This is a genomic window from Sphingomonas sp. BL2 (assembly GCF_056680015.1).
This window is the reverse complement of sequence record NZ_CM155261.1, coordinates 3,474,755-3,501,587: the sequence shown is the minus strand read 5'-3', so window position 1 is coordinate 3,501,587 and position 26,833 is coordinate 3,474,755. Positions and strand designations below refer to the sequence as shown.

Annotated in this window: 22 protein-coding genes and 1 pseudogene; 14 read left to right on the top strand and 9 right to left on the bottom strand. The window is 64.6% G+C overall.

Translation table 11 applies throughout. From position 1 onward, the window contains the following. Window positions 1-153 precede the first annotated feature (153 nt). Both AC1ME3_RS16125 and AC1ME3_RS16120 read right to left on the bottom strand, forming a co-directional pair. Window positions 154-1,497 carry a sensor histidine kinase gene (locus AC1ME3_RS16125; RefSeq protein ID WP_480953974.1) on the bottom strand — a complete coding sequence of 448 codons (1,344 nt, stop codon included), beginning with the start codon at window positions 1,495-1,497 and terminating at the stop codon, window positions 154-156. Continuing rightward, on the bottom strand, window positions 1,487-2,845 hold the full coding sequence (locus tag AC1ME3_RS16120) for a sigma-54-dependent transcriptional regulator (RefSeq protein WP_480953973.1): 1,359 nt from the start codon (window positions 2,843-2,845) through the stop codon (window positions 1,487-1,489). Before AC1ME3_RS16120 ends, AC1ME3_RS16125 begins: the two co-directional genes overlap by 11 nt. A 209-nt stretch (window positions 2,846-3,054) precedes the next feature. Between AC1ME3_RS16120 and AC1ME3_RS16115 the strand changes: the two genes are divergently transcribed. Both AC1ME3_RS16115 and AC1ME3_RS16110 read left to right on the top strand, forming a co-directional pair. After that, entirely contained in the window at window positions 3,055-3,372 is a 318-nt protein-coding gene (locus tag AC1ME3_RS16115) for a UrcA family protein (RefSeq protein ID WP_480953972.1), read from the top strand. A gap of 176 nt (window positions 3,373-3,548) precedes the next feature. Beyond that, window positions 3,549-3,794: pseudogene (locus AC1ME3_RS16110) on the top strand (type I secretion protein TolC); the annotation flags it as partial. Window positions 3,795-4,148: 354 nt separating this feature from the next. Here the strand turns inward: AC1ME3_RS16110 and AC1ME3_RS16105 are convergent. Together AC1ME3_RS16105 and AC1ME3_RS16100 are read right to left on the bottom strand one after the other, a co-directional pair. Further along, the gene (locus tag AC1ME3_RS16105) at window positions 4,149-5,474 is read right to left on the bottom strand and encodes a sensor histidine kinase (protein WP_480953971.1); all 1,326 of its coding nucleotides are present in this window, start codon (window positions 5,472-5,474) and stop codon (window positions 4,149-4,151) included. After that, on the bottom strand, window positions 5,462-6,136 hold the full coding sequence (locus AC1ME3_RS16100; RefSeq protein WP_480953970.1) for a response regulator: 675 nt from the start codon (window positions 6,134-6,136) through the stop codon (window positions 5,462-5,464). The genes AC1ME3_RS16105 and AC1ME3_RS16100 overlap by 13 nt, the downstream gene beginning before the upstream one ends. Window positions 6,137-6,231: 95 nt before the next feature. Between AC1ME3_RS16100 and AC1ME3_RS16095 the strand changes: the two genes are divergently transcribed. From AC1ME3_RS16095 to AC1ME3_RS16080, 4 genes are read left to right on the top strand one after another with little or no spacing between them, the layout of a single operon-like run. Continuing rightward, the gene (locus tag AC1ME3_RS16095) at window positions 6,232-7,494 is read left to right on the top strand and encodes an efflux RND transporter periplasmic adaptor subunit (protein ID WP_480953969.1); all 1,263 of its coding nucleotides are present in this window, start codon (window positions 6,232-6,234) and stop codon (window positions 7,492-7,494) included. Continuing rightward, the gene (locus AC1ME3_RS16090) at window positions 7,491-10,679 is read left to right on the top strand and encodes an efflux RND transporter permease subunit (RefSeq protein ID WP_480953968.1); all 3,189 of its coding nucleotides are present in this window, start codon (window positions 7,491-7,493) and stop codon (window positions 10,677-10,679) included. Before AC1ME3_RS16095 ends, AC1ME3_RS16090 begins: the two co-directional genes overlap by 4 nt. Beyond that, window positions 10,676-12,097, top strand: coding sequence for an efflux transporter outer membrane subunit (locus AC1ME3_RS16085; protein WP_480953967.1), 1,422 nt, complete (start codon window positions 10,676-10,678; stop codon window positions 12,095-12,097). The genes AC1ME3_RS16090 and AC1ME3_RS16085 overlap by 4 nt, the downstream gene beginning before the upstream one ends. Beyond that, entirely contained in the window at window positions 12,097-12,729 is a 633-nt protein-coding gene (locus tag AC1ME3_RS16080; RefSeq protein ID WP_480953966.1) for a hypothetical protein, read from the top strand. The genes AC1ME3_RS16085 and AC1ME3_RS16080 overlap by 1 nt, the downstream gene beginning before the upstream one ends. Window positions 12,730-12,980: 251 nt before the next feature. On the opposite strand, the gene AC1ME3_RS16075 is transcribed toward AC1ME3_RS16080, so the two are convergent. After that, on the bottom strand, window positions 12,981-13,643 hold the full coding sequence (locus AC1ME3_RS16075) for a substrate-binding domain-containing protein (RefSeq protein ID WP_480955858.1): 663 nt from the start codon (window positions 13,641-13,643) through the stop codon (window positions 12,981-12,983). On the opposite strand from AC1ME3_RS16075, the gene AC1ME3_RS16070 reads away from it, so the two are divergent. Continuing rightward, window positions 13,611-14,000 (top strand): hypothetical protein, encoded by a 390-nt coding sequence (locus AC1ME3_RS16070; protein WP_480955893.1) that lies wholly within the window; start codon window positions 13,611-13,613, stop codon window positions 13,998-14,000. The two genes, AC1ME3_RS16075 and AC1ME3_RS16070, sit on opposite strands and share 33 nt — an antisense overlap. Before the next feature lie 29 nt (window positions 14,001-14,029). Then, a complete protein-coding gene (locus AC1ME3_RS16065) occupies window positions 14,030-14,368 on the top strand; it encodes a carbohydrate porin (RefSeq protein WP_480953965.1) in 339 nt (112 codons plus the stop codon). A 183-nt stretch (window positions 14,369-14,551) separates the two neighbouring features. Here AC1ME3_RS16065 and AC1ME3_RS16060 read toward each other — a convergent pair whose 3' ends face one another. Both AC1ME3_RS16060 and AC1ME3_RS16055 read right to left on the bottom strand, forming a co-directional pair. Then, window positions 14,552-15,115, bottom strand: coding sequence for a DNA-3-methyladenine glycosylase I (locus tag AC1ME3_RS16060; RefSeq protein ID WP_480955857.1), 564 nt, complete (start codon window positions 15,113-15,115; stop codon window positions 14,552-14,554). A gap of 220 nt (window positions 15,116-15,335) precedes the next feature. Continuing rightward, window positions 15,336-16,265 (bottom strand): LysR family transcriptional regulator, encoded by a 930-nt coding sequence (locus AC1ME3_RS16055; RefSeq protein ID WP_480953964.1) that lies wholly within the window; start codon window positions 16,263-16,265, stop codon window positions 15,336-15,338. A 94-nt stretch (window positions 16,266-16,359) separates the two neighbouring features. Here AC1ME3_RS16055 and paoA point away from each other — a divergent pair, with 94 nt between their 5' ends. The 5 genes from paoA (at window position 16,360) to AC1ME3_RS16030 (ending at window position 21,457) form a co-directional block, all read left to right on the top strand. After that, window positions 16,360-16,992 carry an aldehyde dehydrogenase iron-sulfur subunit PaoA gene (paoA, locus tag AC1ME3_RS16050; protein WP_480955856.1) on the top strand — a complete coding sequence of 211 codons (633 nt, stop codon included), beginning with the start codon at window positions 16,360-16,362 and terminating at the stop codon, window positions 16,990-16,992. Further along, window positions 16,989-17,939 (top strand): FAD binding domain-containing protein, encoded by a 951-nt coding sequence (locus tag AC1ME3_RS16045; protein ID WP_480953963.1) that lies wholly within the window; start codon window positions 16,989-16,991, stop codon window positions 17,937-17,939. The genes paoA and AC1ME3_RS16045 overlap by 4 nt, the downstream gene beginning before the upstream one ends. Beyond that, on the top strand, window positions 17,936-20,146 hold the full coding sequence (paoC, locus tag AC1ME3_RS16040) for an aldehyde oxidoreductase molybdenum-binding subunit PaoC (RefSeq protein WP_480953962.1): 2,211 nt from the start codon (window positions 17,936-17,938) through the stop codon (window positions 20,144-20,146). Before AC1ME3_RS16045 ends, paoC begins: the two co-directional genes overlap by 4 nt. Window positions 20,147-20,250: 104 nt before the next feature. Continuing rightward, window positions 20,251-20,661 carry a (R)-mandelonitrile lyase gene (locus AC1ME3_RS16035; protein ID WP_480953961.1) on the top strand — a complete coding sequence of 137 codons (411 nt, stop codon included), beginning with the start codon at window positions 20,251-20,253 and terminating at the stop codon, window positions 20,659-20,661. Between the two features lie 40 nt (window positions 20,662-20,701). Continuing rightward, the gene (locus AC1ME3_RS16030) at window positions 20,702-21,457 is read left to right on the top strand and encodes an SDR family NAD(P)-dependent oxidoreductase (RefSeq protein WP_480953960.1); all 756 of its coding nucleotides are present in this window, start codon (window positions 20,702-20,704) and stop codon (window positions 21,455-21,457) included. A 574-nt stretch (window positions 21,458-22,031) separates the two neighbouring features. On the opposite strand, the gene AC1ME3_RS16025 is transcribed toward AC1ME3_RS16030, so the two are convergent. Continuing rightward, window positions 22,032-24,479: a S9 family peptidase gene (locus tag AC1ME3_RS16025; RefSeq protein WP_480953959.1), complete on the bottom strand. Its 2,448-nt coding sequence runs from the start codon at window positions 24,477-24,479 to the stop codon at window positions 22,032-22,034. Between the two features lie 304 nt (window positions 24,480-24,783). On the opposite strand from AC1ME3_RS16025, the gene AC1ME3_RS16020 reads away from it, so the two are divergent. Continuing rightward, the gene (locus AC1ME3_RS16020) at window positions 24,784-25,119 is read left to right on the top strand and encodes a DMT family transporter (protein WP_480953958.1); all 336 of its coding nucleotides are present in this window, start codon (window positions 24,784-24,786) and stop codon (window positions 25,117-25,119) included. A 152-nt stretch (window positions 25,120-25,271) separates the two neighbouring features. On the opposite strand, the gene AC1ME3_RS16015 is transcribed toward AC1ME3_RS16020, so the two are convergent. Next, window positions 25,272-26,732, bottom strand: coding sequence for an aminotransferase class I/II-fold pyridoxal phosphate-dependent enzyme (locus tag AC1ME3_RS16015; protein ID WP_480953957.1), 1,461 nt, complete (start codon window positions 26,730-26,732; stop codon window positions 25,272-25,274). Between the last annotated feature and the right edge of the window lie 101 nt (window positions 26,733-26,833).

Here is a 26,833-nt window from a genome sequence, read left to right as displayed (position 1 = left end):
CGCTCGTCCGCTGGCTACGCTATCGCAGAAAGACCGGTTGCTTCGGGCCGGAGCAGACATGATCATATGACAGCAGCGGAAAATGCGAAATCTACAGCCGAACACCAGCTTCTGCGTCGCCTAAGCGACTGTGCTTGCCAGTAAATGCGATGTTTAGTCGACTACCGTTGGGAGGTCCATTTCGATCCGGCTTGGCAAGCCGCTACCGGCCTCGATCCGCCCACCGTGGAGAAGGACGATCTGCCGCGCGAAACTGAGACCTATACCACTGCCGCGCGGCTTGGTCGTGAAAAACGGCAGGAACACTTCGCGCGACAGGTGGGTTGGAATGCCTGGACCGTTATCTGTTACCGCGATCCTGATGCGACTTTGCGGCTTGAGTTCGGCGGTCAGGATAATAGTCGGTCGTGGAGTATCAGCGACCGCCTCGCCGGCGTTCTTCAGCAGGTTGAGTAGGACCTGTGTCAGCAGCGCTACGTCCCCGTCGAGCGGCGGCAAGCCGGGCATGATCTCCAGCGTCGCGGCCGCACTGACGTTTGGCGTTGCGGCGTGGATCGCTGCGGTCCGGGTCAACCAGTCGCCGATGTCGATGGGTTCGCGGCGCAGTACCGGAGCCTCGCTGAAGCCCTTGTAGGTCTCGACAAAATGTTCGAGTTCGCCAGCGCGTCGCGCCAGTGCAGCAACAGCGAGTTGCGCGTCGCCGATAGCCGGATTGTTGGTTGCGTCCAGCGCGTCGAGAAGCTGCTCTGCGGTTGCTGCGAGCGAGGTCACCGGCGTCAACGAGTTCATGATCTCGTGCGTCAGGACGCGGACGAGGTCGATCTGCGCGGCGAGTTCCGCACTGTCGAGTTCGGCCTGGATGATCTTTACCGCGACGATCCGCCGTGCGTCGCCGCTCAGTTCGATCAGCGTGGTATCGATGACGACGCGCTGCGACAGGCCGTGCACGACGATCCGGCCAAGCCGGCTTGGTCCAGGCGTTGCGCTGCGGAGCAGGTCGACGAAAGCGTCGCCGTAAATTTCCAGCGCGGCGACGTTCGTCGGCGTTCCGCGGCCGAACTGTTGTCTCGCTGCCTTGTTTCCCAGGGTTAGAGCGTTGCCAGGGCCGAGAACAAGCAACGGTATGGGGGCGCCGTCAGCGAGCGCGCTAGCAAAGGTAGCCGCGGTGGCGCCTCCAGTTCGTTCCTCGCGTAGCCGACCGATGGCGCGTTCGTACGCTGCTCCCAACCGGTCGAAGCCCGCGCCCCGGCCGCTCCAGGTGAACGACTGGCTCAGGTCGCCGCGATCGAGCGCGGCGACGAACCGAGCGAGATCGGCATTGCTCTCAGATACGAGGCGCCAGAGACCAATCGTGATGAAAAGCGCAAGGCCGACAGCAAGAAGCATTGCCGTCGGTGCGCGCTGGTAGGCGGCGAGGAGGCTTGCAACACTCAACGCGACCAGCAAAAGCAAGACGCGAGCTGCGAGGCGCACCACGAAACTGCGTTTAAAGGCCATGCTTTTCCATCCGCCGATACAGCGTGCCGCGCGACAGTCCCAGTTCCGTGGCAGCAGTCGAAATATTGAAGGCGTGTTTCTTCAAGGCCTGCTCGATCGCCTGCCGCTCGACACGGTCGAGGTTGAGGTCGTCGACGGGAGTCGCCTCGGCTACCGGTGCCGATCGGCCAAGTGGAAAATCGGTCAGTGCATAGGTGCCGCCCTCGGCGAGAATGACCGCGCGCTCAGCGGCGTGGCGCAGCGCGCGGACGTTGCCGGGCCAGTCATATGCAACAAGGGCTGCGAGGACATCGGCCGGTAATTTTCGATCGGGCTTGTCGTATCGCATGCGGAACTCGTCGAGGAACGTGTTCAGCAGCAGCGCAATGTCCTCGCGACGCTCGCGTAATGGCGGCAATTCAATCTCGACGGTGTTGAGCCGGAACAGCAGATCCTGCCGAAACAGCCGCTCGTCGCTGAGGCTCGTCACGGCCATGTTCGTTGCGGACACCACGCGGATGTCGATCGCTACCGGTCTGTTCGTACCGACCGGCGTGACGCGGCGTTGCTCCAGCGCAGTCAGCAATTTGGGCTGGAGGTGAAGCGGAAGATTGCCGATCTCGTCGAGGAACAGCGTACCGCCATCGGCCGACTGAAGCCGTCCTACACGATCCGTACGCGCGTCCGTGAACGCGCCCTTGGCATGGCCGAACAGCTCGGAATCGAACAAGGTCTCTGAAATCGCACCGAGATCGACCGTCACCAGATCACCCGCGGCCCGTCGCGACAGGCGGTGCAGTTCACGCGCGACCAGTTCCTTGCCGGTACCGTTCTCCCCCAGGATCAAGACGTTCGCATCGGTCGGCGCGGCCTTCTCAATCAGTGACTGGACGCGCGCCATTGCCGGCGACGTGCCAAGCAACGGCGAGCCGATCGCTTTGGTTGTCGTGGGACCGGTATCTGTTCGACGCATCCGGCCAAGCGAAGCAGCGTTGCGCACTGTCCCCAGCAGCCGATCGTTCTTCCAAGGCTTCGAGACGAAATCGGTCGCACCCTGCTTCATCGCGGCCACCGCCACCGTGACGCTGCCATGCGCAGTGATCATGACGATTGCGGCGGCTGGATCGGCCGCCTGCATGAGCCCGAGCCAGCGGAACCCTTCCGAGCCGTCGGTCGCACCCCGCGCAAAGTTCGCGTCGAGCAGCACTGCATCGAAATGCCCGCGTTTCATCGCTGCCACCGCTTCGTCCGGGGAGGTGGTCGTGATGACTTCGCAGAACATCGGCGCGAGCAGTAGGCGCGCGGCGAGCAGGATGTCCCCGTCATCGTCGACGACGAGGCAGCGATCGAAGGAGGGCGTGAGAGACATCGGCACAGCTTTGGTCATACCTGCCCCACAATCAAGATACGTGCCAGTGTCCAGCCGTGGACACCGAGTGTCCGATCATGACCACGAACGACATGGCTGAGATCAGCTGTGCTGAAAGCATGGTAGCTAAAATAGATACTTAGCCAGTTTGGCACGGCTCATGCTGAGGACGGTGGATCGGCAACACCGCCGATCGAAAGGATCTTGCCATGACTATGACCCAACAAATCGTCTGCTCCATCGTCAGCCTTGCCGGTAGTGCGAGCCTCGTCGCCGTCTCCAACCCTGCCAGCGCAAGCACGGTCGGGATCGACGCTCGCCGGCAAACCACGGTAAAGTATCACGATCTTGATCTGAGCAACGCCGCTGGTCGGGCCGTTTTCGACCGTCGCGTCGCTGGCGCGGCGAACCTGGTTTGCGCGCAGGATGACCGGCTGCGGTCCGCAATGGAGCAGTCCTGCCGTCGCGACGTCGTCGAACAGGCGCACCGTACCGCCGGGCTCGACGGCCATTCCGTGCGTGGTTGAGCAGCCGGGGCTGTGACTGTCCGCAGCTGGACAGTCACCGTCCGAATCTGGACACTCGCGCATGGATGACTAATCGTGACATCTGACTTTCCAGAAAGCATAGCCGGGATCAGTGGAGCCAGCATGGATCGCCGCATCGAGACGCCGCGACCCCCGCGTCGGATACTGCTTGGGCAAACGTGGTCGCTGCCAGAACGCTAGTAGATGCCAACACGCAAGCGGTCATCGCTGCCGATCGCGCGCTCGCTGGCATAAAGGCCAAATATGCGGTGGGCTTGCCCTCCACGCTCGATATCCTGATCGCCGACGAGCGTCTGCGCGGCGCGCAATTGGCGCTTGCAAGTAGCCGAAGCGACCTGCTCACCAGCGAAACAGCACTGCTTCGGGCGACGGGTACGCTGAACGTAGCAGCGTTCTACTGAAGGACAGCAGGGTGCCCAGCCGAGGACAATGATGTTCAACGCGGCACGGCCGGCACCAACGCATGTCCTCGATACGTACTGGCAAAGACAAGCGCCGTGAAACGCGCTGATCCATTCGGATCGGGCCGCAATAGCCTTCTTCGCTCGACAGCCGGGGCATCGAGGACGGACCTGATCCGCGGCGCATGACCCGTGAAACGCGACGCGGCTGGCAACGATGATCGTCAGCGCGGTCTCGCTGCCCTCGACGCGGGAGTCGATCCGCCTGTAGCATGGCGGCTCGCAGAGACTAAACGGCGGCGATCGATGCGACGTTGCTGTATCCGGCGCCCCTAGTCGAACTGCTGAGGTTTGCTACCGGTCTCTTCGTTGTATCGATCCGAATGCAATCTCGAAACACAGTCCCTTGTCACCTGGCCCGGGCGCAATGTCGAGCAGGCCATGATGCGCGCGTGCCACGCGGTCGACGATCGACAGGCCGATCCCCGAGCCTTCCGACCGTGATCCGTCGCCGCGCCAAAAACGATGCTTGAGCCGGGCGAGATGCTCGGGTGCCACCCCGACGCCGTCGTCAATCACACTGATACGGGCACCGGGGCCGACGCGCACGACGATCGCGGTGCCGGGGGCGGTATGGCGCACGGCGTTGTCGACGAGATTCTCGAGCGCGAGGAGTATGGCGCCGGGATAGCCGATGCTCCCGGTATCGGCTGACAGGTCTTCCAGCGCGATCGTTCGGCCGGCTGCAAGGATGCTGGGTGCACGACTGGCGACGACCGCTTCCGCCAAGGCAGCAAGGTCGAGTGGTTCGCCGGCATCTTCGACCGGGCGTTCGAGATCGGCGAGCGCGAGCATTTGCGCGACGACGCGGGCGGCGCGGTCCACCGATGCGAGCAGCGCGTCCTTCACGGCCGCGTCGTCGACCGCGTCGGCGCGAAGGCGGATCACCGCGAGTGGCGTGCGCAGTTCGTGCGCGATATCGGCGGCGAATGCAGCCTGCGTCCGGAACCCGTCCTCGAGCCGGTCGAGTGCTTCGTTGGTTGCAGCGGCGAGCGGCTCGACTTCGGAGGGCAACGTGCCGCGCGGCAGGCGCGTGTCGAGCGTGCGCGGGCCGATCGCGGCGGCGGTCGCCGACACCGCCTGCATCCGTCGCGTCAGCCGTCGAGTCAGTAAAGCTCCGATCAAGGGCACCAGCCCGGCGATCGGCAGGACGAGCAGCGCGAACCGCTTGAGGAAGGCGCTAACGATGTCGTCGGTGATGACTTCGGGGGCGGCGCTGTCCTGCGACGCGACGATCCAGCGACCGCCGGCTACCGGTACGCTGTACGCCTCGATCACGCCACGGCGGAAGAAATGTGCGCCGTGGTCCATCGGTATGGCGGCGACGATCCGGGGGCGAGCGGGGCCTTTCGCCATCAGGACGGCGCGGCTGCGGTCGACGATCGCGACCGCCATGCCGTCGGTCAGGACGTCGCCGGGCAGCGCGGCCAACGGGAGGGCGCTTGCGACGATGGCCGCCTGCTGCTGGAGCAACCGGCGCTGGTAATGGTCCGCTGTACTGTGGAGCAGCATTGCTACGCCAAGTGACAGCGCGAGCGTCGCGATTAGCGCGGTGACGACATGGAGTGCTACGAACTGACCCAGTAAGGATTTGGGCAGGCGCAGTCTCACGGCTTGCACACGATGATGTAGCCGACCCCGCGGACCGTCTCGATCCGCGCGCCGCTGGCGGCCTCGTCGAGTTTCTTTCGGAGGCGGTGGACGTAAACCTCGACCGCGTTCGAGCCGAGCTCCCCGCCGAGCCCGAACAGGTGATCCTCCGCGATCCGCTTGGGCACCACGTTGCCGGCTCGGCGCAGCAGCAGTTCGAGGAGCTCCGTCTCGCGTACCGACAACGCGACCGTCGCGCCGTCGACGTGCGCGACGCGGATCTCGACGTCGAACGTAAGCTGTCCGCACGTCAGCGACCTGCCAAGATATCCACCTTGGCGTCGCAGGACAGCGAGCAGTCGGGCGTGAAGTTCGTCGACGTCGAACGGCTTCACGAGATAATCGTCGGCGCCTTCGTTCAAGCCGCGGATGCGTGCGTCGATCGTGCCGCGCGCGGTGAGAATGAGGACGGGGCGGGTGTCGCCGCGTGTGCGCATCCGGTGGAGCAGCGCGAGCCCATCCTCGTCGGGCAGACCAAGATCGAGCAGGACCGCCGCGTAATCGCCGTCCTTCAGATACGCCTCGGCCTCGTAGCCGCTGCGCGCGAGATCGACCGCGAAACCACGTGGCGCCAGCGCCGCGGTTAGCGCCTGCGCCAGATCGCGGTCGTCCTCGATCAACAGCACCCGCATCCGACTTCGTCCCTAATTGCCGCGGCGCAGCATCCGTAAGCGCGCTGTAAGCCAGCGACGCTACCGGCTCCAGTCTATTCCCCAAGGGGCTGATTATGCACGCATCGACGACACCTGAAACGCTCCCTCCCGCCACCAAGCTATCGCGATCCGCGCAGATACGTTGGCTCGGGATCGCCGCCGGCGTGATCGTCGGGCTGGTGCTGATCGTCGTGCTGATCGGCAAGCTCACGCACCACGAGCCTGTCCCGGCGCCCGTCACGCCGGCGGGGACGTTCCGGCCGACCAGGGACCAGATGGCCGGGCTGACGACGATGCGCGTCGGCTATGGTGCGTCCGATGCGCGGACGCTGGCGAGCGGCGCGATCACCGTCGATGGCGATCGCAGCACGCCGGTGCTGATGCCCTATTCGGGGCAGGTTGTGCGCGTGCTCGCGGATGCGGGGCAGCGCGTGACGCAAGGCCAGCCGCTGATGCTGGTGAAGACGAGCGATTTCGTCGATGCACGCAGCGGGCTGTTCGCAGCGCGCGCCGCTGCGCAGAACGCGCAGGCGCAACTTGCCACCGCGGAGCGTACCGCGGACCGCCAGCGGCAGATCTACGAGACAGCGGGCGGCGCACTCAAGGATTATCAGCAGGCCAAGACCGATCTCGCCGCCGCGCAGGCGACCGCACGCACCGCCGCGGCCTCGCTCGGTGCCGCTCGCGACAAGCTGGCGATCCTCGGCAAGTCGCAGGGCGAGATCTCGCGCCTGGAGACTGTCGGCGAAGTCTCGGGCATCCATGACGTGACCACGCTGCATGCGCCGATCTCCGGTCTGATCGCGTCGCGCGACGTATCGGCGGGGCAATATCTGTCGCAGGGCGGCGACAAGCCGGTGATGACGATCACCGATCCGTCGCGCGTCTGGCTGATCGCGCAGCTTGCCGAGAACGATGCGACTGCGGTGCATGTCGGCGACGCGGTGACCGTGACGACGCCCGCGCTGCCGGGCCGCAGCTTCCATGCGACGATCGACCTGGTCGGCGCCGCGCTCGATCCGCAGAGCCGCCGCCTGCCGGTACGCGCGACGATCGCCAATCCCGATGGCGCGCTGAAGCCGCAGATGTTCGCGAGCTTCTCGATCCAGCGTCCGCACAGCGGCGACGCACTACGCGTGCCGGCCGCCGCCGTCATCCACGAGGGGGATGACGCGCGGGTGTGGGTCGTGCGGCCCGACGGCCTGCTGGTCGCGCGGAAAGTTACCGCGGGCGAGGAGCAGGACGGCAAGGTCACGATCACCGCGGGCCTCAAGTCCGGTGAGCGGATCGTCACCGCGGGCGCGCTCTTCGTCAACGAAGCCGGTCTCGGCGAATGAACCGGATCGTCGAATTCGCGCTGCGCCAGCGGCTGCTGATCGTCGGCATCTTCGTCGCCATGCTGGTGGCGGGGGGCGTCGGCTTCTACAATCTCAACATCGAGGCGTATCCCGACCCGGTCCCGCCGATGGTCGAGATCATCACCCAGACCCAAGGCCTGTCGGCTGAGGAGATGGAGCGCAACGTCACCATCCCGATCGAGGTCGGCATGGCGGGCATCCCGCATCTGACCGCGATCCGCGCGATTTCGCTGTTCGGGCTGTCGGACATCAAGATCCAGTTCAGCTACGACCTGACCAACGATCAGGCCAAGCAGCAGGTCATCAACCGCCTGTCGCAGCTCCCGCCGCTCCAGGGTGGCGCACAGCCGACGCTGTCCCCGACCAGCCCGGTCGGCGAGATCTTCCGCTACAAGATCACCGCGCCGAAGGGCTATTCGGTGATGGACCTCAAGACGTTGCAGGACTGGGTCCTCCAGCGCCGGTTCAAGCGAATTCCGGGCGTGATCGACGTCACCGGCTGGGGCGGCAAGCTGCGCACATACGACGTGGTGATCGACAATGATCGTCTCGCTGCGCACAACGTCACGGTGTCGCAGGTGCTGGCCGCGCTCGCCAAGAGCGACGGCAATGTCGGCGGCCAGACGATCAACTTCGGGGCGCAGGCGGCCATCGTCCGCGGCATCGGCCTGATCCAGTCGGTCGGCGGCATAGAGAACGTGCTGGTCGGGACCGGCGGCGGCCAGCCGGTATTGCTGAAGGACGTCGCGCACGTCCGGATCGGCAACGCACCGCGGCTCGGTATCGCCGGCTACAATGACCAGGACGATATCGTCCAGGGCATCGTCCTGATGCAGCGCGGCGCGCAGTCGATGCCGACGATCCTCGCCGTGCAGAAGGAAGTGTCCGACATCAACGCGTCGGGCATCCTGCCGCCGGGCGTGCATCTCGACCGGATCTACGATCGCTCCGACCTGATTCACCTGACGATCCACACCGTGCTGGAGAACATGGTGGTCGGCATCCTGCTGATCTTCGCGCTCCAGTGGATATTCCTCGGCAACCTGCGCAGCGCGATCATCGTCTCGGCGACGATTCCGTTCGCGCTCGCCTTCGCGATCCTGATCCTCGTGTTGCAGGGGGAAAGCGCAAACCTGCTCTCGGTCGGCGCGCTCGATTTCGGGCTCGTGGTCGATGCCTGCGTGATCATGGTCGAGAATATCTTCCGCCATATGGTCGAGCGATCCGGACATGTCGAAAGCGGGAAGGGGCATTACACGCTCGCCAACCGCTTCTCGGCGGTGCTCGGCGCGAGTTCGGAGGTCAGCCGCGGCATCTTCTTCGCCGCCGCGATCATCATCGCGAGCTTCCTGCCGCTGTTCACGCTCACCGGCGTCGAGGGTCATATCTTCGGGCCGATGGCGAAGACCTATGCCTATGCGATCACCGGCGGGCTGATCGCGACCTTCACGGTCGCGCCGGTGCTGGCGACGATGCTGCTGCCCGACAAATTGTCGGAGGTCGAGACGTGGATCGTCGGCAAGCTGCGCCGCGTCTACGAACCGGCCGCGGCATTCGCGCTCGGCAACCGGGTCGTCGCGATCGGCGGCGCGCTGCTGCTGATGGCGGTCGCTCTGGTCGGCGTGCGCTCGCTCGGAATCGAGTTCCTGCCGCATCTCGAAGAGGGCAACATGTACATCCGTGCGACGCTGCCCGCGTCGGTCAGCCTCGAGGCGGGGCAGCCGGTGGTCAACGGCGTCCGCCGCATCCTGACGCAATATCCCGAGGTGCAGGCAGTCCTGTCCGCGCATGGTCGCCCCGACGACGGGACCGACTCCACCGGGTTCTTCAACGCCGAGTTCTTCGTGCCACTGAAGCCGTTCGACACCTGGCCGAGCGGCGTCACCAAGGAAACGCTGACCGAGGAACTGTCGAAGCGGCTTAGCGCCAAATATCCGGGCGTCGACTTCTCGTTCTCGCAGATCATCGAGGATAACGTCGAGGAGGCGGCGTCGGGCGTGAAGGGCGCGAACTCGATCAAGCTGTTCGGCCCCGACCTGACCACGCTCGAGAAATATGCCAACCAGATCAAGGCGCAGATGGGCAAGGTCCGCGGGATCGAGGACCTTGGCGTATTCCAGTCGCTCGGCCAACCGACCGTGCGGATCGACGTCGATCGCGCGCGTGCCTCGCGCTACGGGCTGACCCCCGACGACATCAACGCGACCGTCGCCGCGGCGATCGGTGGGCAGTCGAACGTCGACCTGTACGAGAAGGGCACCGATCGCCACTTCCCGATCGTGGTGCGCCTGAAACCTGAACAGCGCGACACGATCGATGCGATCCGCCGGATCACGATCGGTGCACCGTCGCCCGATGGCGCGGGCACGATCCAGGTGCCGCTGTCCGAGGTCGCCGACGTCAAGCTGACGACGGGTGCTTCGTTCATCTACCGCGAGCATCAGGAGCGCTACATCCCGATCAAGTTCTCGGTCCGCGGCCGCGATCTCGGCGGGGCGGTCGACGAGGCTCATGCGCGGATCAGCCAGACCGTGCACCTGCCGTCGGGCTATCATCTCGAATGGGCGGGCGAGCTCGACAACCTCAACAACGCGGTCGCGCGATTGGAAGTGGTGGTGCCGATCAGCCTGCTGGTGATCCTGCTGCTGCTCTATGCGAACTTCGGCTCGATCCGCGACAGCCTGCTGGCGTTCTCGGCGATCCCGATGGCGATCATCGGCGGCGTGCTCGCGCTGGCGCTGACCGGGACCGCGTTCAGCATCTCGTCGGCGATCGGCTTCGTCGCGCTGTTCGGGATCGCGGTGATGGACGGGATCCTGGTGGTCACGACTTACAACCACGCGGTCGACGAGGGGTTCGCGCGCGAGAATGCGCTCGCAACCACGGTGCGCCACAGCCTGCGTCCGGTGGTGATGACGTGCCTGGTGGCAGCGATCGGCCTGCTCCCCGCCGCGCTGTCGAGCGGGATCGGCAGCCAGGTGCAGAAGCCGCTCGCGCTGGTCGTCGTCGGGGGCATGACGCTCGCGCCGATCCTGATCCTGCTGGTGCTGCCGGTGCTGATCGCCCGCTTCTCGAAGCGCGTGCCGCCGGAGGATCGCGGCGCGCACGGGCGCGACGTCGGGCACCATCCCAATACTGACGGCCATACGGAGGCCACGGCATGAAGCGTCTCGCTATCCTTCTGCTCGCGGGCGTCATCAGCGCCTGCACGATGGGCCCGCGCAATCTCGACGCGCATGCCAGCCTGCCACCGACTCCCGCCGCGCAGACCTTCGCACCGTCAAGCGGCGCGGCGCAGGCTACCACCCTTGCGGCAGTGCCGGCGGAGTGGTGGCGAACCTTCGGCAGCGCGCAGCTCGACACGCTTGTGAGCGAGGCGCAGGCGCATGCGACGGATATCGCCGTGGCGGAGGCGACGCTGCGCCAGTACCGCGAGCAGGGCTCCGCCACGGCGGGCTCGGCGCTGCCGCAGGCCGACGTGAACTATCAGGCGGAGCGTACGCGGATCTCGAACGCGCTGTCGCCTGCGGTCGCGGACCAGAACCAGCAGCTCTATACGCTGCATACCGCGCAGGTGACGGTGAGCTATGCGCCCGACCTGTTCGGCGGTACCCGCTCGAAGATCCGCTCCGCGCGCGCCGCGACCGAGACGCAGCGCCAGCGGCTGGCGGCGGCGAAGACGACGGTAATCGCCAATCTGGTCGAGGCAGTGATCCAGCACGTCTCGCTCGCCGATCAGATCGCTGCGGCGCAGACCGGTATCGCGGTCAATCGCGACATCCTGCAGACGCTGGTCAAGCGCCAGCAGCTCGGTGCGGTCGGTGCCGCCGACGTCTCAACGCAACAGGCGGCATTGGCGACCGCGGAGGGTGCACTGCCACCGCTCGTGCGCGCCGAAGCGCATCAGCGCGTGGTGATCGGCACGTTGATCGGACGATCGGCAGGATCGGACCTGCCACCGCTGCCGACGCTTGCCTCACTGACCTTGCCGCGCGACCTGCCGCTGGTCGTACCGTCCGATCTGGTCGCGCGTCGCCCCGACGTGCTGGCCGCACGCGCGCAACTCGAGGGGGCAGGGGCGGACGTCGGCACCGCGATCGCCGCGCGTCTGCCGGCGATCACGCTCAGCGGATCGGCGGGCGGGACGTCGGAACGGTTCGGCGACATGTTCAAAAGCGGCAACCCGTTCTGGACGCTGATCGGCGGGATTACCCAGCCGATCTTCCATGCAGGCGCACTCCGCCATCAGCAGCACGCCGCGGAAGCCGCGCTCGAAGGTGCCAAGGCGCAGTATCGCGCAGCCGTGCTGCAAGCGTTCGGCGACGTGTCGGACGCGCTGACCGGGCTGCGCACCGATGCCGATGCACTCGACTCCGCGACGCAGGCGACCGACGCGTCCGGCCGCGCGCTCGCCTTCGTCCGTCGCCAGCTTGCGCTCGGCGACGTCGGCACGCCCGCATTGCTCAATGCCACCGCAACCGATGCACAGGCGCGAGGGCAGGCGGTCCAGGCGCGTGCGGCTCGCCTGTCCGACACGGTCGCTCTGTTCCAGGCCGCGGGCGGCGGCTTTTCAGGAGGATAATGATGGGCGGAATCACGGGCGCGACGAACGGCAAGTTCGTCCTCATGGCAGCAACCCTGCTGTTCCACGGCCGGGTCGACAATGCGCGCACCACGATCGCGATCGTGGCCGGCGCGCCGCATTCGGCGATCAGCGAAACGCTCGCCAAACGGGTGAGGCAGGGCGCGCCGGTCAAGATCGGTATCCGCGCGGAATATCTCCGTGCCTCGATCACGGGGGTCGAGCGCGATCCGGGACAGGGTGCAGACGTCCGGATCGGGCAGGACATCCTCGACGCCAACCCGATCGAGATCGACTTTGCGCATCATCAATTACGACTGTTGCTGGCCGGAGATGCGAAGCGCGAGGAACGCGGTATGACGCCGATTCCCGTCACGCGTGAGACCGACGGTACGGTGACGGTCCCACTCCGGATCGATGACGCTGCGCCTACCGCCGCGCTGCTTGATCTCCTGCGTCCGACCGGTGTGGTGGCACCTGTCGCGAGTAGAAAGAGCGTCGCACTCGGACCGGTGGCGCTGAACACGGCGGAAGTCTCGGTCGGCGCCAATCCGTCGGTGGGCCTCGGCGCGTTCGCCAAGACCCGTGTGATCTTCGATCTTGGTCATGGTCGAATCTGGGTCGCGGTGTGATCGAATACTCAAGACGACGCAAACTCGCGGCCCCCCGAATGAATTATACCAGTATAGCGACATTATTTGAAACAGTCGGCATGCTAAAAGAAACAGCGGGATCACCATATCGACTAGCGTATAATTAATGCATGCGCGTGGCATTCCGCAATTCGAAATTTATTGGCCAGCCCGATACCTGATGGCATAGAACGCAATCCTGATTTTGTTAGTATCCGTGCGGTCGTATCCTCTCTGGATCGAATTGGTCGTCATTCCCGAACACCCGCGGTCGAGCGGCGCGGTATCAGTGTCGGAGCAATGAGTTGCGGGCCTGACAAGCGGCTGGAATCACGCGCCAGTAGTAGATCGAGGGCAAGGACGGCGATCTGATCGAATGCGACGCGGACGGTGGCAGGGGTGTCGGCAGGCGCCCGACGATCGGAATGCTGATATAGCCGACAAGCGAAATGTCCGCAGGTACGCGGAGGCCGAGGTTGAACAGGGCGGACCGCGGTATTGTCGTTCACCGCGAAGATGGCCGTGGGCCGATCCGGCAGCGTCATCGACGTCAAGGCGGCATCGGTGCCCGCGTCGATGCTGAACGTCGATTCGACTTTGAGGTCGGTATCGGGGGGCAGCCCGATTTCCGCGATGGCTTGATGATAGCCCTCAAGCCGCCCCCGGGAGTTGAAGGCGTATCCGGGCCCCGCGATGATCCCGATACGGCGGTGACCGAGATCGAGCAGATGGCGCATGGCGAGGTAGCCGCCCGAGCGATCATCGCCGATCGCCGACAGGCTGACCGAGCCGGTACGCAGCGCCAGGACATAGGGGACGCCGCGCTCTGCTAAAGTTTTTGGAAGATCGTCGCCATCGCGCGCGGTCGCTGGAGCGTGCCGGTGAAGACCCCGATCATTTGTGGCGCGCCGTATGTGTTCGGCGTGCTTGCCCTTCCGATGGCCGTCTCGGCTCAGACGATTCCGCCCCCGACCAAGCCAATCGAACAGTCCGAGATCGAGCAGCCGAACGTGCGCGCCAGCAGTTCGTCGAGCTCGACCAACTTTCCCAGCCTCAGGTTCAGGGGCCAGGGCAAAGTCGGGTCGCCAAGGGGCGCAACCGGCCATCGGACGGCAGTCGAACTTGGACTCGAGTCGCCGGGTGCGACCGTTCTGCATGCCTATCACTTGCGGATCGGTGCCTATGGCAACACGTCGACGTCGCCGATCCTTACCGCAACGCGCTTGGTCGCCCGCGCGTTGGACCCGGCAGTACGGGCGGCACCGCGTTAATGCACAACGGACAGAGCGGGGTGTACGTCATGGGCGATATCGTTGCGGCTCGGATGCCCAGCGATCCGAAGCGACCGATTACGATTTTCGGCGGCGTGATCAGTTCGACCAAAGAGTACGTCCCGTTCAAGGCGCAAGCGCTTGTCGGCTGGACAGACCGCGTTCTTCCAGCCGAGGGCGTTTTCGAACTGAACTACGGAATAGCCGCCTATCGTAGCGTGCGGATCAACCTGAACGTACAGTATATCGTCAGCCCGGACAATTTCCTCATCCCCCGCGCGGCGAAGCGGTCGGGCAACCTCCTGGCGTTCGGACTGCGCGCGTCGTTCGACGCGGCAGCGTTGTTCGGCATACCAACGCCGCGATAACTTCGTTCGCTGGAAAACCATGCTGCCATCGAAGACGTTGGAGCGACGTTGGTCACCGAGCCGTCAATAATGGCAAGGCTCGACGCCTGCATCGCCCCTGCGATCGTCCAGCGCGGATAGCGAACAGCGTTGGTCTGCGCGGCCCTTGCATGAGGGCCGAAGCCGGATCCCAGCGGAGCGCACTCATGGTTCGGCTCGACGGAAACAGCATGTCTCGTGGTCGTTCACGAGACCACAGGCTTGCATCCAGGCGTAGACGATGACGGGGCCGACGAACTTGAACCCGCGCTGCTTGAGCGCCGCGGATAGGGCTTCGGATGCAGTCGAGCGGGTCAGGCCCTTGGCACCGTCACCGACCACCGGCGTACCATCGACGAAACTCCAGACGAAGCCGCCGAAGTCCTCGCCGGCGTCGCGCATCGCGAGATAGGCGCGGGCATTGCCGATCGTCGCCACGATCTTGGCGCGTGAGCGGACAATACCGGCGTTATCGAGCATTGTCGCGATGTCCGGCTCGCCAAACCGGGCGACGATGTCCGGCTCGAAGCCCGCGAAAGCAGCGCGGAATGCGTCGCGTTTGCGCAGGATCGTGATCCAGGCAAGCCCGGCCTGAAACCCGTCGAGCATCAGCTTTTCCCATAGCGCGCGCGGATCGCGTTCGGGCACGCCCCATTCGGCGTCGTGATACGCCGCCAGCAACGCGTTGCCCTGCGCCCATCGGCAACGAGATAGCCCGGCGCGGGGCATGCCGGCCATCGCCGGGTCCTTGCTGTCGGTTTGCATGTTGCCCGCGACCATGCTCGCTCGATGCCGGCGTGTCGATGCCGTTGGCCATGGCCGGCGCGGAACAGGTCTTCATGATGTTCAGCAGTTGGCGTGGACACGGTCTCGCAAGTTGCCGGATCAAGCCGAAACGCGAGGTTCCGAAGCAAATATCGGACCGGAAACCTCATACGCTACGTCTGTGTCAGCCAAGCGGTTTCAGTTCGCCCGCAATCATCAGCAATGCGCGCAAACCCGCGGGCACTTGTCGCCGTCCGGAGTAATAGAGGTAGAAGCCTGGCCCCATCGTCGCCCAGTCGGTCAGCACGAGGCGGAGACGGCCATCGGCGACATGCTTGGCAAACAGGGCCTCAAGACCAAATGTCAGACCCGCACCGTTCAGTGCCATCGCCAATGTTGAGCGACTATCGTCAGCGGTCATGGCGCTTTTGATCGGCACGTCGAAGTCGCCGTCCGGCCCCTCGAACTCCCAGCGGTAGATGCTGTCGTCGCCGAGCCGAACCCCCAGGCAGCGGTGATGCTTCAGTTCCTCCGGGTGCGTTGGCGTGCCATGCTCCTCCAGATAGCCGGGAGATGCGGCAACCACCCATCTGAGGTCGGCTGAAAGACGCTGGGCGATCATGTCTTCGGGCACGGTGCCGCCATAGCGCACGCCTGCATCGAACCCTTCGCCGACGACATCGACGATACGGTTGCTGGAGACGAGATCTACTTCGATATCGGGGTGACGGCGAGCCAGTTCGGCGAGCACCGGGCCGAGGACCAACGTTACCGCATCGACCACGGCATTGATGCGAATTTTGCCGCCAGGATTGGCACGAAGCTGATCAAGATTTTCGAGTGCGGAGCCGATGTCGGCAAATGACCCGGAGACCGACTGCTCCAGCGTCTTGCCGGCCGACGTCAACGTCACGGACCGGTTGGTCCGGTTGATCAGTCGGACGCCGGCGCGCGCCTCAAAGCCCTTCAGGGCATGGCTGACCGCGGAGGCGGACACGCCAAGCTCGAGACCGGCCCGACGGAAATTCCGGTGCCGCGCGATCGCCAGGAAATAGGCGAGGTCGGTGAGGTTGGTGCGGGTGACGAGCATCACGGCATGTTGAAGCAGATTCATCGTCGCATCAACCACCGTGGCGGTAACCGTCTCAGTGCAAAAGCGTTTAATAAGCCTGCTCGGCGCCCGTTGGCGCGCCCAAGGAGGATCGCCGATGGCTAGCGAGAGTTTTCAAATGTCACGACGGGAGATGCTGATGAGCACCGCTACTACGGCAGCAGCATCCGCCATCGTGAGTGAAACGGCCGAAGCCGCGCCGCCGGTGCAAGCCCTACCGACGTACGAGGTCGCTTTGACCGTGAACGGCAAGCCCCATGCGCTGACGCTCGACCCGCGCACGACCTTGCTCGATGCGCTGCGCGAACATCTGCACCTGACCGGTACCAAGAAGGGCTGCGACCACGGGCAGTGCGGGGCCTGCACGGTCATTGTCAACGGCGAGCGGATCAACGCCTGCCTCAGTCTCGCGGTCCAGCATGACGGCGATGCCGTGACCACGATCGAAGGGCTCGGCACGCCCGACCGTCTGCATCCGATGCAGGCCGCCTTCGTGAAGCATGACGGATATCAGTGCGGTTACTGCACCCCGGGGCAGATCTGTTCCGCGGTCGCCGTGCTGGAGGAAATCCGGCGTGGCATTCCCAGTCATGCCCAGGTCGATCTGATGGCAGCGCCGCAACCGACTGGCGCGGAGATGCGCGAGCGGATGAGCGGCAACATCTGCCGCTGCGGTGCCTATTCCAACATCGTCGAGGCGATGGCCGACGTTGCAGGAGCGAGCGCATGAGAAGCTTCACCTACGAGCGGGCACCGACGCCTGCGGACGCGGCACGTATCGTCGCAAGCCATCCCGGCGCGCGATTCCTGGCCGGCGGTACCAACCTGCTCGATCTGATGAAGCTCGAGATCGAGACGCCGACTCATCTGGTCGACGTGCAGGACCTTAAGCTCGACCGGATCGAACCGACCGACGCTGGCGGGATGCGGATTGGTGCGTTCGTCAGCAACACCGCGCTGGCTAGCGACCAGCGGGTGCGGCGGGATTACGGCGTCCTCAGCCGCTCCATTGTCGCAGGTGCCTCGGGCCAGTTGCGGAACAAGGCGACGACCGCGGGCAATCTGCTCCAGCGGACGCGGTGCCCGTATTTCTACGACACCAACCAGCCCTGCAACAAGCGCAAGCCCGGCTCGGGCTGCGCCGCGATCGGTGGCTATTCGCGCCAGCTTGCCGTCATCGGATCGAGCGACGCGTGCATCGCAACCTATCCGGGCGACATGGCGGTCGCGATGCGCGTGCTCGACGCCACCGTCGAAACGATGAAGGCGGACGGTAAGACGCGATCCATCCCGATCGGCAGCTTTCATACGCTGCCGGGTATCACCCCCGAGCGGGATAATGCGCTCGATCACGGCGAACTCATCACCGCGGTCACGTTGCCCGCGCCAGTCGGTGGTACGCATGTCTACCGCAAGGTGCGCGACCGGGCGTCCTATGCGTTCGCGCTCGTCTCGGTCGCTGCCATCGTTCAGCGCGACGGCAGCGGACGCGCAGCGTTCGGTGGTGTCGCCCCTCGGCCTTGGCGCGTGGAGGCTGCGGAGGCAGCGATGCCCCGCGGCGCGGTCGAGATGGCGAAAGCGGTCTTTGCCGACGCCCGGCCGACCGACGACAACGCATTCAAGATCCCACTCGCGACGCGCACCCTCGCGGCGGTCATTGCAGAGGTGAAGCCATGATCTTCGACACGCCCGCAGGCGCCAATCCGACCGACCGGATGAAGGTGCTCGGCAAGCCACTCGATCGCTACGAAGGGCATCTGAAGACCACCGGCACCGCGACCTATGCTTATGAATGGCAGGATGTCGCGCCAGGATTTGCGTACGGCTACATCCTGGGCGCCTCGATCGCCAAGGGCCGGATCACTTCAATCGACACGCGTGATGCCGAACGTGCGTCCGGCGTGGTCGGGGTGGTCACGTACCTCAACGCCGGCAAGCCCGGGGTTGGCAAGTTCTACGTCCAGAAGATGCTCGCCGCGCCGGAGGTCGACCATTACCATCAGCCGGTCGCGGTCGTCGTTGCGGAGACCTTCGAACAGGCTCGGGCGGCAGCGGCGCTGGTGCGGGTCGACTATCAACGGACGGCGGGGCGTTTCGATCTGGCCGCGCAGAACGCCAGCGCGCCGGTCCCACCAGAGGGCGAGTTTGGCGGCCCCAACGATAAGCAGGTCGGCGATTTCGCCAAAGCGTTCGCCGCGGCCGCGGTCAAGGTCGACGAGACCTACACCGTGCCCGACCAAGCACACGCGATGATGGAGCCGCACGCCTCGATCGCCAAATGGGACGGTGATCGCTTGACGTGCTGGACGTCGATTCAGCAGATGAACTGGGGAACGCGCGACCTCGAACTGATCCTCGGTATCCCCAAGCAGAACGTCCACCTGATCTCGCCGTATATCGGTGGCGGTTTCGGCGGGAAGGGGACCGTGCAGATCGATCTTGCGCTGGCGGCGATCGCGGCACGCGTGATCAAGCGCCCGGTGAAGATCGCGCTGCAACGTCCGATCATGTTCAACACCACGATCCACCGGCCCAAGACGATCCAGCGTGTGCAGCTGGGGGCGGGACATGACGGGCGGCTGACCGCGATCGGTCATGACAGCCTGTCGGGCAACCTCGTCGGTGGGCGGACCGAGCTGACCGTCACCTCGACGCGGACGCTGTATGCGGGTGCGAACCGGCTGACCCGGATGCGGCTGGCCACGCTCGACCTCGCCGAGGGCAACGCGATGCGGGCGCCCGGCGAAGCCCCTGGCCTGATGGCACTGGAAGTCGCGATGGACGAGCTGGCGGAAAAGCTGAAGATGGATCCGATCGACCTGCGGGTCGTGAACGACACGCAGGTCGATCCCGAAAATCCGAACAAGCCTTTCTCGACCCGAGCCTTCGTCCGTTGCCTGCGGGAGGGTGCCGAACGCTTCGGCTGGGACAAGCGCCAGAGCAAGCCCGGTACCGTCCGCGACGGCCAGTGGCTGATCGGCATGGGGATGGCAGGAGCGATCCGAGGCGGCAAGATCGCCAAGGCTGGCGCGCGGGCCCGGCTCGATCGGCACGGCATGGTGACGATCGAGACCGACATGACGGATATCGGCACCGGCAGCTACACCGTCGTCCAGCAGACTGCGGCCGAGATGATGGGCGTCACGCCCGACCGGATCGTGGTCAAGCTCGGCGACTCCACCTTCCCGGAAACGCCGGGATCGGGCGGGCAGCAGGGCGCGCCTTCCGTGACGGCGGGCGTCTATGCGGCGTGTATGAAGCTTCGCGAGACCGTCGCCCAGCGGCTCGGCTTCAACACCGCAGACGTCGACTTTGCCGATGGCCAGGTGCGCAGCGGCAATCGTTCGGTGAAGCTTGCCGACGCGGCAAAAGACGGCGACCTCGTGATCGGGGACCTGATGGAGTTCGCCAAGCTCGCCGATCAGTTCCAGCAGCAGACCTTCGGAGCGCATTTCGTCGAGGTCGCGGTCGACGCCTATACCGGCGAGGTCCGGGTGCGGCGCATGCTTGCGGTCTGCGCCGCAGGACGCATCCTCAACGCCAAGACCGCGCGCAGCCAGGTGATCGGCGGCATGGTGATGGGCGTCGGTGCGGCGCTGATGGAGGAGATGGCGATCGACAAACGCTTCGGCTTCTTCGTGAACCACGATCTCGCCGGCTACGAGGTGCCGGTGCACGCCGATATCCCGCATCTCGACGCCTTCTTCATCGACGAGGTCGATCCGACGATCTCGCCGGTAAAGGCCAAGGGGGTTGGCGAGCTGGGCCTGACCGGGGTCGCTCCTGCGGTCGCCAACGCGATCTACAACGCGACCGGCGTGCGTGTGCGCGAATATCCGATCACGCTCGAAAAGCACCTCGACGCGCTGCCGGCGCTGACGTGATAGGCCGATCAACGCCAACACGTGCTGCACCTTTGCTGACGTTGGGGACGCTACTCGCATTTCTACACGCCAACCCTGCTCAAACACAAAGAGGACCTTTGGATATGACCATCGAACGCAAGTCTGACATGAAGACCGTCCCCGGACCGGAAGAGTATTTCACCGGCAAGGTCACGATCACGGGGCAGTTCCAGCGCGACGAACCGTCTCGCGTCTCTGGTGCCATAGTCCACTTCGAGCCAGGCGCCCGCACTGCCTGGCATACCCACCCCGCCGGCCAGACGCTGATCGTGACCGAGGGCGTCGGCTGGACGCAGATCGCGGATGGCCCGAAGCTGGAGTTCAATGCGGGCGACATCCTGTGGTGCCCCGCCGAGCACAAGCACTGGCATGGCGCGACGCCGCATCAAGGCATGACTCATGTCGCCATTCAGGAGTCTGTCGATGGCTCGCCCGTGACCTGGATGGAGAAGGTCACGGACGACGAATATCTCGCGCCGCTCGGAACCGAGTGATCGACCGCCGTCCGCACAACTGAAACCAGGAACTCCCTTTATGTCCAACGCTCATCGTTTTTCCGACAAGGTCGCATTCGTCACCGGCGCGGCTAGCGGCATCGGCCGCGCTACGGCTGTTGCGTTCGCAACCGAAGGCGCCCGTGTCGCGATCGTCGATCTTACCGAAGATGCGCTTGCCGAAACTGCCGATGCCGTCAGGAATGCGGGCGCCCAGGTGCTGGTGATCGCTTGCGACGTGTCGAAGCCGGAACAGGTCGAGGCGGCGATCCGTCAGGTCGTCGAGACCTTCGGTCGGCTCGACATCGCCTTCAACAATGCTGGCGTCGAGAACAAGGCCTCACCCGTCGCCGAGATCGCGCTCGACGAGTGGGACCGCATCCTGGACATCAACCTTCGGGGCACGTTCGTGTGCATGAAGCACGAACTCGCACAGATGGTCCGGCAAGGTAGCGGCGTGATCGTCAACACGTCGTCGGGCGCCGGCGTCCGGGGTGTGGCGGGCGGTGCATCCTATGCGGCCTCCAAGCACGCCATCATCGGTCTGACGAAATCGGCAGCGCTTGACTATGCCAAGCAGAATATCCGCGTGAACGCGATCCTGCCGGGCAACATCGAGACGCCGATGATGAACCGCTTCACCGACGGCGACATCCAGAAGGCCTTCGATCTCGAGCCAGTCGGTCGCCTGGGCAAGCCCGAGGAGATCGCCGACGCCGTGCTCTGGATGAGCGCAGACCTGGGCGGATTCGTCACCGGCGCCGCCATCTCCGTGGACGGCGGCTGGTCGCTCTGACGACCTGAATAATCATGCAATCACTACCATCCCCTTGCGACCGAATAAAGCGGTGTCGCGGATGGATCTATCACGAAGGTGAACGAACGTCGGAAGTCGATCTTGCAAGGTGCGAACAACTAGGCGGTAGCCCCATTTGTGGCGCTCGTCCGGCGCCGTTGGTATAAACACTTGATGCCCGCCTCTTGGAAAATCATCTCGTGAGTGTCGGGTCGGAATCGCACGGCGCGATTGCAGACTCCCCGCCAAGGCCAGCTTTTAAGGCGATCGGCGGTGCATCGATGAGGAGCAAGGGAGCGGGGCAAATCCCTGCGAAGCTCGACGGGTCGAAGTTAGCGGGCCGGCGGTGCCGCACATCCGCCAGCTTCACCACGATGGTAGCACGATACCGCCGACGTATCGATCTGGACGCTACGTTGGATTTAGGTCGCTCAGTATGGATGCCTAGCTCATCCAAGCACAGCTGGCCGAACGGCATCGCCGACGCAGTCGCGGTAGGTCGCTGCGATGGCCCAATGAACGCGTTTCCTGGCACAATGCTGAGCTTCCTCCCGGACAGTAATCGGCGCGTCGATCACTTCTTCTCGGCAACAGTCGCGACCGTCGATCCGGTCTGTTTCGGCTTGACGTAGCGGTCCAGCCAGTCGGTCATCTGCCACAACGTCTCCTCGGTCGATTCCAGCGCGCGATAGCCGTGCGGCTCGTTGGGCAGGACGACGTAGCGTACGATCGCGCCGTTGCCCTTCAGCGCCGCGTACATGCGCTCGGACTGGATCGGGAAGGTGCCGCTATTGTCGTCCGCGCCGCCATGGATCAGCAGGATCGGCGCCTTGATCCGGTCGGCATAGGTGAATGGGCTCATCTCGGTATAGGTCGGCGTCGCCTGCCAATAGGTGCGCTGTTCGGCCTGGAAGCCGAACGGTGTCAGCGTTCGGTTATAGGCGCCCGACCGCGCGATGCCGGCGCGGAACAGATCGGTATGCGCCAGCAGATTGGCGGTCATGAAGGCGCCATAGCTATGTCCGCCGACCGCCATGCGGTTGCGATCGCCGACACCCAGTTTGACCACCGCATCGACCGCTGCCTGCGCATCTTGCTGCAACTGCTTGACGTAGGTGTCGTTGGCCTCGGCGGCGCCCTCGCCAATGATCGGCATCGAAGGGTTGTCGAGGATCGCGTAGCCCTGCGTCAGCAGGAACAGGTGGCTGATGCCGCGCGGGCGGACGAACCGGTTGCCCTGATCGACCGTCTGGCCGGCGACCTTCGCGTCGGTGAACTCCGCCGGGTACGCCCACAGTAACGTTGGCAACGGCCCGTCGCGTTTCGCGTCATAGCCGGCAGGCAGATAGAGCGAGCCCGACAGCGGCAATCCGTCGGCACGGGGATAGGTGATCGTGCGCTGCGTGACGCCGGCAAAGACCGGAGCGGGATCGGCGAAGGCGGTGACGGGCTTGACGCCGCCGCCCTGTACGCTGCGGATCATGTAGTTGGGCGCTAGCTTCGCGCTTTCGCGCCGCGTCAGGATTCGCTGTCCGCGCTCGTCGAGCAAGGCGACGACCGTTTCGTAACAGGGCGCCTTGGCGGTCCACAGTCGCGTGTGTTCGCCCCCGGCCAGCGGCATCGTCGCAAGGAAGGGGAACGCGCCCGCTTTTGTCGCGCCGTCGCCGGTGACGTACACGCCATCATGCGCTGGCGTGAAGCGCATCACCGGTTTTCCAGCAGCATTCTCCTCCACCATCGGCTCGCCGGGATCACCATATTGATCCTGATAGTTGAGTGTTGATATCGTCCGCGTCTGGCCCGGCCGCGATGGCGCGACGGCCAGGCGATGCTCGGTGCGCGTACGCCATTCGCGGTCGATGACCATCGCGAAGCCATCGTCCCCCCATAACGTCGTGGCATAGCGGGCCGGGGTCTGCGCCAGTTCAATCGGTGCCGCGGCGAACGGCGCGGCCTGCATCATTACCTTGTCGTGGAACGCGATCTTGGCGCGCGGATTGCCGCCGTCCAGCGCTTCGGCCCACACCAGCGTCGCTGGCGCATCCGACCGCCAGACCGCCTCGCGCGGCCCCTTGACGGTCGCGTCGAAGTCGACCGGGAGATCGTCGGCGAGCGGGCGGTCGACCAACGTCTTTACCAGCTGTCCGTCGATCGTCGACACGGCGATCTCGGTCGGAAAGAAGCTGGCGGGCAGCAGATAGGAATATGGCCGCTTGAGCTGCTCGGTCAGCAGGTAGCGACCGTCCGGAGAGACGCTGAAATCGGTGATCAGGCCCGGCGTTCCGATCGGCTGCGCAGCGCCGGCGAGATCGATCCGGACCAGCTGCCCGGTGAAGTAATGATCGAACAGCGCCTCGTCATGCGCATCGCCAAGAAGATCCTCATAGGTCCGCGCCGCCGAAGTGCGACCGGCGCTTTCCTGGATCACCGGGCCGGTGGGGGTGCTGCTCGCTACGGGCGCGGCGCCGCGACCGGCGGGCACGGTATTGGCGACGAGCGCCTTGCTATCCGGCATCCAGGCGAAGGGCGTGCCGAACGTGCCGTTCAGCCTCCGTGCAACTGTGCGGGCGCTGCCGTCGCGCTCGGCGATCCAGAGCGACAGCCCGTCGGCCTCTTGCGCGTAGAAGGCAAGGCGCGTGCCGTCGGGCGACCAGTCGGGCGCGGCGAAGCGCAAGCCGGCGGGCAGCTTGACCGCGACGGTCCGCCCCGAGTTGACGTCCTTGAAGCTGAGCGCATTCAGCCATTGCACGCGGACCTCGGCCTGGCCGTTGGTGGCGGGGTCGATGCGGTAGCCGCCCAGCCGCAAGATCGGTTTCGACAGATAGGCGATCGACGGCAAATTCTCACGCCCCAGGATCGCGAGCGTGCGGTGATCGGGGCTGACCGCGACGCCGGGGGTGGGCGGCGTCTCCATTGCCTTGGCGATCGCATCTGGTGCTCGGTGATAGGCGCTGCCACTGGGCGTCTGAGCGAAGGCCGTAGTGGTCAGGAGCAAGGCAATCAGGCAGGCACCGGCGCGCATTCGAATTCCTTTGTCTCTATCGTCACATCGTATGGTGCGAGGGTCCATCACGCGCTGGACGTTATTAGAAAGGCCAGAGCTTACGTGAGTTTTGTGGTGGGGCAAGTTGTTGAGGGCAGCCTTGACGCTTCTTCGGTCTCGGATCGACCGGTGGCTGGTGTTGTGGAACGGCTAAAGGGGGATTGAGCGGTTTTAGCCAGGTCTGCTATCACGGCCTGCCGCGCAGGCCCGCCCTATTAAGGGCGGCTGCTCGGGGGAATAAATATCGCGAATTCGCCACATTTGGTATGCTAGCGGATTGTTCATGAACTATGTGATGCTGGCAATCGCGATTGTTTCTGAGGTTTGTGCCACGACCGCCATGAAGCAGTCGCATGGTTTTACGCGCGTGCCTTGGACGGTCGTTACCGTCGTTGGATACGGTATCGCCTTCTACTGCCTGTCGCTGACTCTTCGAACGATACCAACAGGCATCGCGTACGCAATTTGGTCAGGCGCTGGCATCGTCCTCATTTCCGCCGCTGCCTGGCTCTTTCAGGGCCAAAAGCTCGATACGGCTGCCGTTATTGGGATGGCCCTGATCATCGCTGGCGTCATTGTGATGAACGTTTTCTCGAGAGCTGCAGTCCACGCGAGTTAGAGTCAGGTCTTGTGTTGATCAAAAGAATCGGCCCCTTTCGAACGCGCGACATCGAGCAACATCTGCATCCAGTGTCCAGCGGTAGGACTCTGCCGGGTGCTTCCCCCTGATTGCCGCGGCCGCAAGAGTAAGTTGCCGAACCGGTTTCTGTGTCAGCTATGTACCACCCTGAGGGTCGCTTCGGTGGGATCGACCGGATCCATCACGAAGGCTCCTGCATCACGGTTCGCAACAAGCCACGCTACATGAGCAGGTGTGATGCGCTGGCCTGGAACCAGGCGAGGAACGCCTGGCGGCGCTGGCGCGATCATTTCTGCCGCGATCCGTCCTGCAGATGCTTCGTACGAGACCATCTCGGCGAGGCCATACAACGCTGCAGGGCCAGGCATGGCCATGTCGACGGACAGCGTACCAATTCCCGGCGGGGCAGCAATTCTGGGCAGGATAGAGGGGGCGGCAGCGAGTTGCTTCACGAGATCCTGCAGACCCCGGACCAACTTGCGCACGTCGGACCTGGTCGTGCCCAGCGATAGAACCGCGAGTATATGCCGGGAGTCAGACAGCCCCATGCTGATCCGGTGATGCTTGTAGAGCCAGTCGTCGATGGCATACCCCGATACGCCAAGCGCCGAGATGTCGATCAGCACCTTCGTGACGTCCAGATCGGCGTCTGCCGGCAAGTCATGGTGACCGAACACGCGTAACGGCGTGATACCGGCAATCGTCTTGCGGACTTTTTTTGCCAAGGCGATGACGCCGGTCCACATCTGCTCACCGTTCAGCGCGTGATCACGCCGCGTCGCGTCGAGCGTCGCAAGGATTGGCACCGAGGGGCTTGTGGTTTCGAAAAGTTCATAGGCCATCCAGAGGCGCTGGCGATCGATCAGGGTACCCTTGGCAACGATCACCGACCCTTGCGCGAGCGCCCCCATCGTCTTGTGGGCGCTGTAGACGGCGACATCCGCCCCCTTGGTAAGTGGATCATCCGGCAGCCCTTCACAGAACGCGAAGGCGCCACCCCAGGCGGCATCGACGATAAGCGGTATGCCGTGATCGTGACAGACGGCGGCAAGCGAGGCTATGTCGCTGGTGACGCCGTAGTAGGTCGGACTGACGACGATGAACGCCTTGGCGGTTGGATGTGCCGCCAAAGCGTCGCTCAGCGCCTGCGGCTCGACACCATGCTCGATGTCCCATGCGTCGTCGATCTGTACGGGAACGATAACGGCATCTAGCCCTGTTGCGAGTGCGTAGGTCCGCTCGGCCTTGTGGGCGTTCGCGGCGATCAAAATGGTATCACCCGGCCCGGCGACGGAGGCCATCACGGTGTGCAGGCTTTGCGTGGATCCGCCAGTTACAAACCGGCAGAAGTCGGCATTCCAGGCTTCCGCAGCGATCTCGTGCGCACGTTGAAGAGCCAGCTTGCCTTCGGTACGATCATCGAGACCTTTCGGCGTCAGCACGTCGGCCTCGAAAACCCGCTTGCCGAGCAATGCCTTCATCCCCCCGGGGATAGCCGATCCCTGGTTGTGGCCGGGCGCTCCGAAGCCGATGACCGGGCTCTTCTCGATTGCCGCCAGCGCATCCGCCAGCGGAGCATTCTTCTGATCCATGCCTAAACCCTCTCGATATCGAGGGGTAAACGCACGGCCGCCAGGAAGCCCCGTGTGGTTCGTTGATCTTCTTTACCAAACAGGCAGTTATGTGGCGACGG

Excerpts from the sequence above, each read along its gene's own strand:
- AC1ME3_RS16125 (WP_480953974.1), bottom strand. The coding sequence starts at position 1,497 with ATGGCCTTTAAACGCAGTTTCGTGGTGCGCCTCGCAGCTCGCGTCTTG.
- AC1ME3_RS16120 (WP_480953973.1), bottom strand. The coding sequence starts at position 2,845 with ATGTCTCTCACGCCCTCCTTCGATCGCTGCCTCGTCGTCGACGATGAC.
- AC1ME3_RS16115 (WP_480953972.1), top strand. The coding sequence starts at position 3,055 with ATGACTATGACCCAACAAATCGTCTGCTCCATCGTCAGCCTTGCCGGT.
- AC1ME3_RS16100 (WP_480953970.1), bottom strand. The coding sequence starts at position 6,136 with ATGCGGGTGCTGTTGATCGAGGACGACCGCGATCTGGCGCAGGCGCTA.
- AC1ME3_RS16095 (WP_480953969.1), top strand. The coding sequence starts at position 6,232 with ATGCACGCATCGACGACACCTGAAACGCTCCCTCCCGCCACCAAGCTA.
- AC1ME3_RS16090 (WP_480953968.1), top strand. The coding sequence starts at position 7,491 with ATGAACCGGATCGTCGAATTCGCGCTGCGCCAGCGGCTGCTGATCGTC.
- AC1ME3_RS16085 (WP_480953967.1), top strand. The coding sequence starts at position 10,676 with ATGAAGCGTCTCGCTATCCTTCTGCTCGCGGGCGTCATCAGCGCCTGC.
- AC1ME3_RS16080 (WP_480953966.1), top strand. The coding sequence starts at position 12,097 with ATGATGGGCGGAATCACGGGCGCGACGAACGGCAAGTTCGTCCTCATG.
- AC1ME3_RS16065 (WP_480953965.1), top strand. The coding sequence starts at position 14,030 with ATGGGCGATATCGTTGCGGCTCGGATGCCCAGCGATCCGAAGCGACCG.
- AC1ME3_RS16060 (WP_480955857.1), bottom strand. The coding sequence starts at position 15,115 with ATGCCCCGCGCCGGGCTATCTCGTTGCCGATGGGCGCAGGGCAACGCG.
- AC1ME3_RS16055 (WP_480953964.1), bottom strand. The coding sequence starts at position 16,265 with ATGAATCTGCTTCAACATGCCGTGATGCTCGTCACCCGCACCAACCTC.
- paoA (WP_480955856.1), top strand. The coding sequence starts at position 16,360 with ATGGCTAGCGAGAGTTTTCAAATGTCACGACGGGAGATGCTGATGAGC.
- AC1ME3_RS16045 (WP_480953963.1), top strand. The coding sequence starts at position 16,989 with ATGAGAAGCTTCACCTACGAGCGGGCACCGACGCCTGCGGACGCGGCA.
- paoC (WP_480953962.1), top strand. The coding sequence starts at position 17,936 with ATGATCTTCGACACGCCCGCAGGCGCCAATCCGACCGACCGGATGAAG.
- AC1ME3_RS16035 (WP_480953961.1), top strand. The coding sequence starts at position 20,251 with ATGACCATCGAACGCAAGTCTGACATGAAGACCGTCCCCGGACCGGAA.
- AC1ME3_RS16030 (WP_480953960.1), top strand. The coding sequence starts at position 20,702 with ATGTCCAACGCTCATCGTTTTTCCGACAAGGTCGCATTCGTCACCGGC.
- AC1ME3_RS16025 (WP_480953959.1), bottom strand. The coding sequence starts at position 24,479 with ATGCGCGCCGGTGCCTGCCTGATTGCCTTGCTCCTGACCACTACGGCC.
- AC1ME3_RS16020 (WP_480953958.1), top strand. The coding sequence starts at position 24,784 with ATGAACTATGTGATGCTGGCAATCGCGATTGTTTCTGAGGTTTGTGCC.
- AC1ME3_RS16015 (WP_480953957.1), bottom strand. The coding sequence starts at position 26,732 with ATGGATCAGAAGAATGCTCCGCTGGCGGATGCGCTGGCGGCAATCGAG.